This is a genomic window from Pseudomonas sp. (assembly GCF_051660785.1).
Classification (GTDB): Bacteria; Pseudomonadota; Gammaproteobacteria; order Pseudomonadales; family Pseudomonadaceae; genus Aquipseudomonas.
The window spans coordinates 1-11,116 of record NZ_JBOFQE010000045.1 but is presented as its reverse complement, the minus strand read 5'-3'; the positions used below and the strand labels follow the sequence as shown (position 1 = coordinate 11,116).

General features: G+C 60.5%; 7 protein-coding genes. 5 read left to right on the top strand and 2 right to left on the bottom strand.

Annotated elements, in window-relative coordinates; all coding sequences use genetic code 11:
* The first annotated feature begins 459 nt into the window (after positions 1 to 459).
* Positions 460 to 1,533, top strand: a complete 1,074-nt coding sequence (locus ACRC4F_RS11175) for a WD40/YVTN/BNR-like repeat-containing protein (RefSeq protein ID WP_438659372.1) — start codon at positions 460 to 462, stop codon at positions 1,531 to 1,533.
* Between the two features lie 28 nt (positions 1,534 to 1,561).
* Positions 1,562 to 3,946, top strand: a complete 2,385-nt coding sequence (locus ACRC4F_RS11170) for an efflux RND transporter permease subunit (protein WP_438659371.1) — start codon at positions 1,562 to 1,564, stop codon at positions 3,944 to 3,946.
* A gap of 179 nt (positions 3,947 to 4,125) precedes the next feature.
* Here the strand turns inward: ACRC4F_RS11170 and ACRC4F_RS11165 are convergent, their stop codons facing one another.
* On the bottom strand, positions 4,126 to 4,854 hold the full coding sequence (locus ACRC4F_RS11165) for a FadR/GntR family transcriptional regulator (RefSeq protein WP_438659370.1): 729 nt from the start codon (positions 4,852 to 4,854) through the stop codon (positions 4,126 to 4,128).
* A gap of 185 nt (positions 4,855 to 5,039) precedes the next feature.
* The gene (locus ACRC4F_RS11160) at positions 5,040 to 6,776 is read right to left on the bottom strand and encodes an IlvD/Edd family dehydratase (RefSeq protein WP_438659369.1); all 1,737 of its coding nucleotides are present in this window, start codon (positions 6,774 to 6,776) and stop codon (positions 5,040 to 5,042) included.
* A 193-nt stretch (positions 6,777 to 6,969) separates the two neighbouring features.
* Here ACRC4F_RS11160 and ACRC4F_RS11155 point away from each other — a divergent pair, with 193 nt between their 5' ends.
* The 3 genes from ACRC4F_RS11155 to ACRC4F_RS11145 all read left to right on the top strand — a co-directional run bounded on the left by ACRC4F_RS11155 (position 6,970) and on the right by ACRC4F_RS11145 (position 11,020).
* Positions 6,970 to 8,292, top strand: coding sequence for an MFS transporter (locus ACRC4F_RS11155; protein ID WP_438659368.1), 1,323 nt, complete (start codon positions 6,970 to 6,972; stop codon positions 8,290 to 8,292).
* Between the two features lie 144 nt (positions 8,293 to 8,436).
* Positions 8,437 to 9,429 carry an AraD1 family protein gene (gene araD1 / locus ACRC4F_RS11150; protein WP_438659367.1) on the top strand — a complete coding sequence of 331 codons (993 nt, stop codon included), beginning with the start codon at positions 8,437 to 8,439 and terminating at the stop codon, positions 9,427 to 9,429.
* Positions 9,430 to 9,439: 10 nt separating this feature from the next.
* On the top strand, positions 9,440 to 11,020 hold the full coding sequence (locus ACRC4F_RS11145; protein WP_438659366.1) for an aldehyde dehydrogenase (NADP(+)): 1,581 nt from the start codon (positions 9,440 to 9,442) through the stop codon (positions 11,018 to 11,020).
* Positions 11,021 to 11,116 lie beyond the last annotated feature (96 nt).

Here is an 11,116-nt window from a genome sequence, read left to right as displayed (position 1 = left end):
CCCCTGATGGACACCGTAGCGAGGGAACGCGGAGCCTCAGCGAGGCGCCGTACGCCGGGGCGAAGCCTTTTGGTTCCTTTTTGGCGTTTGAAAAAGGGACTCGCTGTAAGAGCGAAACCATAAGTAGCCGTTACCGCAGTAACGGATATGTACACCAACACCAACACCAACACCAACACCAACACCAACACCAACACCAACCATCAACCAACCCAGAAACCCCAATCACCCCACCTGATACCCAATCATTCACCCAAACCGCATTCCGCCCCAGTTAACAAAACATAACGTGGCGTCGATTGTCAGACCTTTCCAAACCCCGATAGGATAAGCCAGCTTCCGAAGGGGCTCTAGATTGCGCATTTCAGGACTATGCTCCAGAACAGGCAATCCCGGTGCGCACCCCTTACGGCGCCCTGAAAGGTTGAACGACCTAACAATAATAATGGGGGAAGGTCTATGAGTGAGCCTGTCATGGGTGTGGGTATTTGCCGCCCGCCGGCATTACGCAAATTCGCGTTGCTGGCTACAGCGCTCTCGCTGTTGGGTTGTGCCGTGCTGTCGGCACCTGCGTTGGCCGCTGCGGCACCAGCATCCGACATCGTGTATTCCGTTGAATCAGCCAAAGCCAGCAAGAGCCTGATGCTCGACGTCGTGCACGTCGGCAAGCGCCTGGTGGCCGTTGGTGATCGCGGGCACATTCTGTATTCCGATGACCAGGGCGCAACCTGGACCCAGGCCAAGGTGCCAACCCGGCAACTGCTGACCTCGGTGTTTTTCGCCGATGACAAACACGGCTGGGCCGTCGGCCATGACGCACAGATCCTCGCCAGCGAGGACGGTGGCGCTACCTGGACCAAGCAATTCGAAGATTTGAAACGCGAATCGCCGCTGCTCGACGTCTGGTTCCAGGACGTCAACAGCGGCTTTGCCGTGGGTGCTTACGGCGCGTTGCTGGCAACCACCGATGGCGGCAAGCACTGGGAAGATGCCAGCGATCGCCTCGACAACGAAGACCAGTACCACCTCAACGGCATTGCGGCGGTCAAGGATGCCGGGCTGTTCATCGTCGGGGAACAGGGCAGCATGTTCCGCTCCGCCGATTGGGGCCAGACCTGGGAAAAACTTGAAGGCCCATACGAAGGTTCACTGTTCGGCGTGATCGGCACCGCTCAGGCCAACACGCTGCTGGCCTACGGGCTGCGCGGAAATCTGTTCCGCTCCACCGATTTCGGCACCACCTGGGAGCCGGTCGAGCTCAAGGCTGCCCGCGGTGCACTGGAATTCGGCCTGTCCGGCGCAACGCTGCTCGACGACGGCTCCATCGTCATCGTCGGCAACGGCGGCTCGGTGATCCGCAGCAACGACAACGGCGAAACCTTCAGCGTGTTCAACCGCCCGGATCGCATTTCCGTTTCGGCGGTGACCGCGGCAGGCAACGGCAATCTGATCCTGGCAGGACAGGGCGGCGTTCGTGTCACCTCGCCAACCGGCGCCGGCGCAGAGAATGGCAAAAACGGGTCGTCCAAATGAGCCGGGCAAATAATAAGAAGGCGGGTCTATGACATCCTTGAGCAGTCATCACCAAGACAAGGCGACGTTTCTTGAGCGCCTGATTTTCAACAACCGCCCGGCAGTGATCGTCATCTGCCTGCTGGTCAGCATCTTCCTGTTCTGGCAGGCGACGCTGATCCGGCCGTCCACCAGTTTCGAAAAAATGATCCCCCTGGAGCATCCATTCATTCAAAAGATGATGGAGCACCGTAACGATCTGGCGAACCTGGGCAACACGGTGCGCATTTCGGTGGAAGCCACCGATGGCGACATCTTCTCCAAGGAATACATGGAGACCCTGCGTCAGATCAACGACGAGGTGTTCTACATTTCCGGCGTCGACCGTTCCGGCCTCAAGTCGTTGTGGAGCCCGAGCGTTCGATGGACCGAGGTGACGGAGGAGGGTTTCGCCGGTGGCGAAGTGATCCCGCAGAGCTATAACGGCTCCCAGCAAAGCCTCGACCTGCTGCGCAACAACGTGCTCAAGTCCGGCCAGGTCGGGCGTCTGGTGGCCAACGATTTCAAGTCGAGCATCGTCGATATCCCGCTGCTGGAGTCCTACCCGGACCCGCAGGATCAGGGCAAGTTGCTGGCGCTGGACTACCGCAAGTTTTCCCACGAGCTCGAAGAAAAGATCCGCGACAAGTTTGAAGCGCAGAACCCTAACGTGCAGATCCACATCGTCGGTTTCGCCAAGAAAGTCGGCGACCTGATCGATGGCCTGGTCATGGTGGTGATGTTCTTCGGCGTCGCTTTCATCATCACGTTGATCCTGCTGTACTGGTTCACCAACTGCATGCGCAGCACCGTGGCGGTGTTGAGTACCACGCTGGTGGCGGTGGTCTGGCAGTTGGGCCTGATGCACTTCTTCGGGTTCGGGCTTGATCCGTATTCGATGCTGGTGCCGTTCCTGATCTTCGCCATCGGTATTTCCCACGGCGTGCAGAAGATCAACGGGATCGCCTTGCAGTCCAGCGAAGCCGACAACGCCTTGACCGCTGCACGGCGCACGTTCCGTCAGCTGTTCCTGCCGGGGATGATCGCGATTCTCGCAGACGCGGTGGGCTTCATCACGCTGCTGATCATCGACATCGGTGTGATTCGTGAGCTGGCCATCGGCGCCTCCATTGGTGTGGCGGTGATCGTGTTCACCAACCTGATTCTGCTGCCAGTGGCGATCTCCTACGTCGGCATCAGCAAACGCGCGGTTGAACGCAGCAAGAAGGACGCGCACCGCGAACACCCGTTCTGGCGCCTGTTGTCGAGCTTTGCCAGCCCGAAAGTCGCACCGGTATCCATCGTCCTGGCCTTGCTGGCCTTCGGTGGCGGCCTCTGGTACAGCCAGAACCTGAAAATCGGTGACCTCGACCAGGGTGCCCCGGAACTGCGTCCGGACTCGCGTTACAACAAGGACAACAACTTCATCATCAGCAACTATTCCACCAGTTCCGACGTGTTGGTGGTGATGGTCAAGACCAAGTCTGAAGGCTGCTCGCGCTATGAAGCCATGGCGCCGATCGACGAGCTGATGTGGAAGATGCAGAACACCGAGGGCGTGCAGTCGGCGATTTCCCTGGTGACCGTATCCAAGCAGATGATCAAGGGCATGAACGAGGGCAACCTGAAATGGGAAACCCTGTCGCGCAACCCTGACGTCCTGAACAACTCCATCGCCCGTGCCGACGGTCTGTACAACAACAGTTGCTCCCTGGCGCCGGTGCTGGTGTTCCTTAACGATCACAAGGCCGCAACGCTGGACCGCGCGGTGCATGCGGTGCAGGACTTCGCCAAGGAAAACAACAAGGACGGCCTGGAATTCATCCTCGCGGCGGGTAACGCCGGCATCGAAGCGGCGACCAACGAGGTGATCAAGGAATCCGAGCTGACCATCCTGATTCTCGTGTACATCTGCGTCGCGACCATGTGCATGATCACCTTCCGTTCCTGGGCGGCGACGTTGTGCATCGTGCTGCCGCTGGTGCTGACCTCGGTACTTGGCAACGCCCTTATGGCCTTCATGGGCATCGGCGTAAAAGTCGCGACTTTGCCGGTGGTGGCGCTGGGTGTGGGGATTGGCGTGGACTACGGCATCTACATCTACAGCCGTCTGGAAAGCTTCCTGCGTGCCGGTTTGCCGTTGCAAGAGGCGTACTACCAGACGCTGAAGTCCACAGGTAAAGCCGTGCTGTTCACCGGCCTGTGCCTGGCGATCGGCGTATGCACCTGGATCTTCTCGGCCATCAAGTTCCAGGCCGACATGGGCCTGATGCTGACCTTCATGCTGCTCTGGAACATGTTTGGCGCACTGTGGCTACTGCCGGCGCTGGCACGGTTCCTGATCAAGCCGGAGAAACTGGCGGGGCAGAAGGGCAACTCGCTGTTCGCTCACTGATCCCAGCTGAAACAAAAAAGCCGCAACCCAGGTTGCGGCTTTTTTACATCTCAAATTTGACACCAGACCCCTGTGGGAGCGAGCTGGCTCCGGGCGGCGTTCCGACGATAGCGGTCTAACATTCAACATCACCGTTGATTGACAGTCCGCCATCGCTAGCAGGCTAGCTCCCACAGGGTTTAGTGTTGGTTCGTCGGGTCGCTACCGAGCACGACGTTCAGCGCACTTCGCGCATCGTCGAGCTGTACGAGGGTGGCGTGCCGCGCACCCAGCGCATCGCGATTCTCGATCGCCGTTAGAATCGCCTTGTGCCGCGGCAACGCCAGCTCATGCAAATTCGGCCGCTGGTTGGAATGCTTCAGCGCTTCGGCAATCGCCACCGACAGCATGTTGCACAGATTGGCGAGCAGGTCGTTGTGGGTCGCATCGGCGATGCGGCTGTGAAAGTCCAGGTCCGGCTGCAAAAGGGCTTCCGGCGTCGGCGCGGCTTCCATGCGCTGGTAGGCTTCGCCGATGGAGGCGATGTCGGCGTCAGTGGCAAATTGCGCGGCGAGGGCAGCGGCAGCGGGTTCGATGATGCTGCGCACACTGGTCAGCAAATCGAAAAATTCATTCTGCGGACTGCTTTGCATTAGCCAGTGCAGCACGTCCGGATCGAGCATGTGCCATTCCTTGCGCTGCTTGACCACGGTGCCAACCCGCGGACGGGAATACACCAGGCCTTTGGCAACCAGCACGCGGGTGGCTTCGCGCAATACCGGACGGCTGACCGCGTACTCCTCGCACAGCAGGGCTTCGGCGGGCAGTTTGTCACACGGTTTGAAGCGCCCGGAAACGATCTGCATGCCCAATTCCTGGACGATGCGCGAGTGCATGCTTTTGCGGTCGGAGGGTTTGCGGTAATCCATGGGGAGCGGCGCGATCCTGTGCGATGGGGTGTCGCGCATGATAGCAGGCGCGGCGCAATCTGGAGGCTAGTGCAAATCAAATGTGGGAGCGAGCCTGCTCGCGATGACGGTGTGTCAGACAACATAGATGTTGAATGGCAGGCCGCAATCGCGAGCAGGCTCGCTCCCACAGGGGATGGGTGGGGTTAGTGAGAGTGGCGGGGGACTTCGGAGCCGCGGCAACCGACCAGGAAGTCGAAATCGCAACCCTGATCCGCTTGCAGCACATGGTCGATGTACAGCTGACGATAACCGCCCACGATCAATTGCTGCGGCGGTTGCAGGTCCGCCATGCGCGCCGCCAGTTCCGCATCTGGAATATCCAGATGCAAACGCCCGTTAGCGCAGTCCAGTTCAATCCAGTCGCCTTCCTTCACCGTCGCCAAAGGCCCGCCGGCTGCGGCTTCCGGGGCAACGTGCAAAACCACGGTGCCGTAAGCCGTGCCGCTCATGCGCGCGTCGGAAATGCGCACCATGTCCGTCACGCCCTGGGCCAGCAGCTTGGCCGGCAAACCCATGTTGCCGACTTCGGCCATGCCCGGATAACCCTTTGGCCCGCAGTTTTTCATCACCAGAATCGAGGTGGCATCGACGTCCAGTTCCGGATCGTTGATCCGCGCCTTGTACATGTCGAAGTTCTCGAACACCACCGCACGACCGCGATGCTGCATCAATTCGGCACTGGCCGCGGACGGCTTGAGCACCGCACCCAGTGGCGCGAGGTTGCCGCGCAGCACGCAAATGCCGCCGTCGGCGCGGATCGGATTGTCGAGGGTGCGGATCACTTCGTCCTGGCCGTAGATCGGCGCGTCCTTGGTGTTCTCGCCGAGGGTCTTGCCGTTGACGGTCAAGGCGTTCGGGTTGGGAATAAGATTGGCTTCACCGAGGCGGCGCAATACCGCTGGCAGGCCGCCGGCGTAGTAGAACTCTTCCATCAGGAAACGCCCGGACGGTTGCAGGTCGACGATGGTCGGCATGCCGCGACCCATGCGCGTCCAGTCATCCAGGTCCAGTTCGACGCCGATGCGACCGGCGATGGCTTTCAAGTGGATCACGGCGTTGGTCGAGCCGCCGATGGCGGCGTTCACACGGATGGCGTTTTCGAAAGCTTCCTTGGTCAGGATCTTCGACAGACGCAGATCTTCGCGGACCATCTCCACCGCACGCATGCCGGACATGTGCGCCAACACATAACGCCGCGCATCCACCGCTGGAATCGCCGCGTTGTGGGGCAGGGACGTGCCCAGTGCTTCAGCCATGCAGGCCATGGTCGACGCGGTGCCCATGGTGTTGCAGGTACCGGCCGAGCGGGACATGCCACCCTCGGCCGCGAGGAAATCGTCAAGGGTGATGGCGCCGGCTTTCACCTGTTCGCTGAGCTGCCAGACCACGGTGCCGGAGCCAATGTCCTGGCCTTTGTGCTTGCCGTTGAGCATCGGCCCACCGGTGACAACAATGGCCGGCACGTCGCAACTGGCGGCTCCCATCAGCAGTGCCGGGGTGGTTTTGTCGCAACCGGTCAGCAGGACCACGCCATCAATCGGGTTGCCACGAATGGCTTCTTCAACGTCCATGCTCGCCAGGTTGCGTGTGAGCATGGCGGTGGGGCGCAGGTTCGATTCGCCGTTGGAGAACACCGGGAATTCCACTGGAAAACCACCGGCCTCGATCACTCCGCGTTTGACGTGCTCCGCGATCTGGCGGAAATGCGCGTTGCACGGGGTCAGTTCCGACCAGGTGTTGCAGATGCCGATGATCGGCTTGCCATGAAACTGGTGGTCGGCGATGCCCTGATTCTTCATCCAGCTGCGGTACATGAAGCCGTTCTTGTCGGCGGTGCCAAACCATTGGGCGGAGCGCAGGTTGGGTTTCTTATCAGACATGATCGATTCTCTTATTGTATGACTATATTGTTCGAGCTAACGCGTAACATAAGCGCAAATTCGTCGCTTTGGAAGTGTTGTTGGGTATTTAGTATTACTATATAGTCGCTTTCAACGGAGGGATGGCCCTGGCGATTTTCAGCGAGAGGCGTCCCCCGAGGTTCTATAAAAACAACAATCGGAGACCGATCTCATGAGCCAGGAACTGCGGCTTATTCGTCGCATCACGCTGAAACTGATTCCCTTCCTGATCCTGCTGTACCTGATCGCCTATGTGGATCGCTCCGCCGTAGGTTTCGCCAAGCTGCACATGGGCGCCGACATTGGCCTGGGTGACGCGGCCTATGGCCTCGGCGCAGGGTTGTTCTTCATTGGATATTTTCTGCTGGAAATCCCCAGCAACCTGATGCTCGACCGTTTCGGCGCCCGGCGCTGGTTTGCGCGGATCATGGTCACCTGGGGCGCCATCACCATCGGCATGGCCTTCGTCCAGGGGGCGCACAGCTTCTATGTCATGCGCTTTCTGCTTGGCGCGGCCGAGGCCGGTTTCTTTCCGGGCGTTCTCTACTACATCACCCAATGGTTCCCGGTTCGCCATCGCGGCAAGATCCTCGGGCTGTTCATCCTGTCCCAACCCATCGCGATGATGATCACCGGCCCGGTGTCCGGCGGCTTGCTGGGCATGGACGGCATCCTCGGTCTGCATGGCTGGCAGTGGCTGTTCATCGTCATCGGCACCCCGGCGATCCTGCTGACCTGGCCAGTGCTGCGTTACCTGCCGGATGGCCCGCAACAGGTGAAATGGATGGACCAGTCTGAGAAAGACTGGCTGACCGGCGAGCTGAAAAAGGACCTTGAGGCCTACGGCCAGACCCGACATGGCAATCCGCTGCATGCCCTGAAAGACAAGCGTGTGTTGCTGCTGGCGCTGTTTTACCTGCCGGTGACCTTGAGCATTTATGGCCTGGGCCTGTGGCTGCCGACGCTGATCAAACAGTTTGGCGGCACTGATCTGGTGACCGGCTTCGTGTCATCGGTGCCGTACATCTTCGGGATCATTGGCTTGCTCATCATCCCGCGCAGTTCCGACCGCTTGAATGATCGTTACGGCCACTTGGCAGTGCTGTACGTGCTGGGTGCCATCGGCCTGTTCCTCAGCGCCTGGCTGACGGTGCCGGTGCTGCAACTCGCGGCGTTGTGTCTGGTGGCGTTTGCGCTGTTTTCCTGCACCGCGGTGTTCTGGACCTTGCCCGGTCGTTTCTTTGCCGGGGCGAGTGCGGCGGCGGGGATCGCATTGATCAACTCGGTGGGCAACCTGGGTGGCTACATCGGCCCGTTCGTGATCGGTGCGCTGAAGGAATACACCGGCAACCTGGCGTCGGGGCTGTACTTCCTGTCGGGAGTGATGGTGTTCGGGCTGGTGTTGACCGGCGTGGTTTATCGGTTGCTGGAGCGCAAGCATGTGCTGGCGGCGGACCAGTTTGCGGCCAGTGCACGTGGCGCAACCCGTACCTGAGGATGTACACCAATCAACTGTGGGAGCGAGCCTGCTCGCGATGACGGACTGACATTTAACGCTGATGTCGGATGTGACGGCCTCATCGCGAGCAGGCTCGCTCCCACAGGGAACAGCGGTGATTTGAATAAACAGGAGAATTTCATGCGTTTGGTTCAATTCGAATTGAGTAACGGCGAGCGTCGGGTAGGCGTGGTCGAGGAGGGCCTGATCCGCGAAGTGCAGGATGCGCGCACCGTCCGGGACCTGGCCCTGGCGGCGATCGAGGCTGGCGTCAATCTTGAACAACAGGTGAAAACCCAGGGCCTGGGCATCAGCCATGACTACGCAGAATTGCTGGCGCAGCTGCGAATCCTCCCACCACTGGATCACCCGGACCCGGCGCACATGCTGGTCAGCGGCACCGGCCTGACCCATCTCGGCAGCGCGTCGGCCCGGGACAAAATGCACCAGCAGGTCGGCGACGAAGCCGCGATGACCGACACCATGCGCATTTTCAAATGGGGCGTGGAGGGCGGTAAACCGGCGGCCGGGCAGGCCGGAGTGCAACCGGAGTGGTTCTACAAGGGCGACGGCAGCATCGTCGTGCGTCCGGGCCAACCGTTCCCGCTGCCGCCCTTTGCCGAAGACGCGGGTGAAGAACCTGAACTCAGCGGCCTCTACGTCATCGGCCACGACGGTAAACCGTATCGCCTCGGTTTCGCGGTGGGCAACGAGTTCTCTGACCATGTGATGGAGCGCAAGAATTACCTCTACCTGGCGCATTCGAAACTGCGCAGTTGCAGCTACGGTCCGGAACTTCGCGTCGGCGAACTGCCGCAGCATCTGGCCGGCACCAGCCGTATCCTGCGTGACGGTGAGGTGCTGTGGCAGAACGAGTTTCTCAGCGGCGAGGCCAACATGTGTCACAGCCTGGAAAACCTCGAGTACCACCATTTCAAGTACAGCCAGTTCCTGCGTCCGGGGGACGTGCACATTCATTTCTTCGGCACCGCGACGCTGTCCTTTGCCGACGGCATTCGCACCCGACCCGGTGACGTGTTCGAGATCAGTCAGGCCGAGTTTGGCGCGCCGTTGATCAACGGGATTGCACCGGTTGAAGCGGCGTTCGAGCCCGGCACCGTCGGCACCCTTTAAGGAGACACCCATGACCCTGATTCTTGGTCACAACTACATCGGCGGCCAGCGCAGCGCTGCCGGTACGGTCAAACTGCAAAGCATCGATGCCAGCACCGGCGAAGCCTTGCCTCATGATTTTTTCCAGGCCACGCCTGAAGAAGTCGATGCCGCCGCCAAGGCAGCCGCTGCCGCTTACCCGGCTTATCGCAGCCTGAGCGCGGAACGTCGGGCGCAGTTTCTCGATGCGATTGCCGATGAACTCGACGCCTTGGGCGATGACTTTGTCGCTGTGGTCTGCCGCGAAACGGCATTGCCTGTCGGACGTATTCAAGGCGAACGCGGGCGCACCAGCGGCCAGATGCGACTGTTCGCCAAAGTGCTGCGTCGCGGTGATTTCTACGGCGCGCGGATTGATCAGGCATTGCCGGATCGCCAACCGCTGCCGCGTCCGGACCTGCGCCAATACCGCATCGGTCTTGGACCTGTCGCGGTGTTTGGTGCGAGCAACTTTCCGTTGGCGTTCTCCACGGCGGGCGGCGACACCGCGTCGGCGTTGGCCGCCGGTTGCCCGGTGGTGTTCAAGGCTCACGGCGGCCACATGGCTACCGCGGAACACGTGGCTGATGCGTTGATTCGTGCGGTGGAAAAAACCGGCATGCCGGCCGGCGTGTTCAACATGATCTACGGCGGCGGAGTCGGCGAAGCGCTGGTCAAGCACCCGGCGATTCAGGCGGTCGGTTTTACCGGTTCGCTGAAGGGTGGTCGTGCGTTGTGTGACATGGCTGCCGCGCGTCCACAACCCATCCCGGTGTTCGCCGAGATGTCGAGCATCAACCCGGTGATCGTGTTGCCCCAGGCCTTGGATATTCGCGCTGACACCGTTGCTCGTGACCTGACCGCTTCGGTGGTGCAGGGCTGCGGACAGTTCTGCACCAATCCCGGTCTGGTGATCGGTATTCGCTCGCCGCAGTTCTCCGCGTTCGTGCAACAGGTGGCGGGGCTGATTGGCGATCAGCCGGCGCAGACGATGCTCAATGCCGGAACGTTGGGCAGCTATGGCAAAGGCCTGCAAAAACTCCTGGCTCACCCGGGCATCGAGCATCTGGCTGGCAGCCCGCAGCAAGGCAATCAAGCGCAACCGCAGTTGTTCAAGGCTGACGTCAGTCTGTTGATCAATGGCGACGAAGTGCTGCAGGAAGAAGTGTTCGGCCCGACCACGGTGTTTGTCGAAGTCGCGGATCAAGCGCAACTCAGTGCCGCGTTGAACGGCCTGCACGGGCAGCTGACGGCGACGATCATTGGCGAACCGGCGGACTTCGTACAGTTCGGTGAACTGACGGCGTTGCTGGAGCAGAAGGTCGGGCGGATCCTGCTTAATGGTTATCCGACGGGTGTGGAAGTCTGCGATTCGATGGTCCACGGCGGGCCGTACCCGGCGACTTCCGATGCGCGCGGCACGTCGGTGGGCACGTTGGCGATTGATCGTTTCCTGCGCCCGGTGTGCTTCCAGAACTATCCGGACAGCTTGCTGCCGGAACCGTTGAAGAACGCCAACCCGCTGCGCATTCAGCGCCTGGTGGACGGCAAATCCTCCCGCGACGCTCTCTAACAGTTAACCGCAATCCCCTGTGGGAGCGAGCCTGCTCGCGATGGCGGTGTATCAGTCAAAAAGATATCGACTGACACACCGCCATCGCGAGCAGGC

Excerpts from the sequence above, each read along its gene's own strand:
- ACRC4F_RS11175 (WP_438659372.1), top strand. The coding sequence starts at position 460 with ATGAGTGAGCCTGTCATGGGTGTGGGTATTTGCCGCCCGCCGGCATTA.
- ACRC4F_RS11170 (WP_438659371.1), top strand. The coding sequence starts at position 1,562 with ATGACATCCTTGAGCAGTCATCACCAAGACAAGGCGACGTTTCTTGAG.
- ACRC4F_RS11165 (WP_438659370.1), bottom strand. The coding sequence starts at position 4,854 with ATGGATTACCGCAAACCCTCCGACCGCAAAAGCATGCACTCGCGCATC.
- ACRC4F_RS11160 (WP_438659369.1), bottom strand. The coding sequence starts at position 6,776 with ATGTCTGATAAGAAACCCAACCTGCGCTCCGCCCAATGGTTTGGCACC.
- ACRC4F_RS11155 (WP_438659368.1), top strand. The coding sequence starts at position 6,970 with ATGAGCCAGGAACTGCGGCTTATTCGTCGCATCACGCTGAAACTGATT.
- araD1 (WP_438659367.1), top strand. The coding sequence starts at position 8,437 with ATGCGTTTGGTTCAATTCGAATTGAGTAACGGCGAGCGTCGGGTAGGC.
- ACRC4F_RS11145 (WP_438659366.1), top strand. The coding sequence starts at position 9,440 with ATGACCCTGATTCTTGGTCACAACTACATCGGCGGCCAGCGCAGCGCT.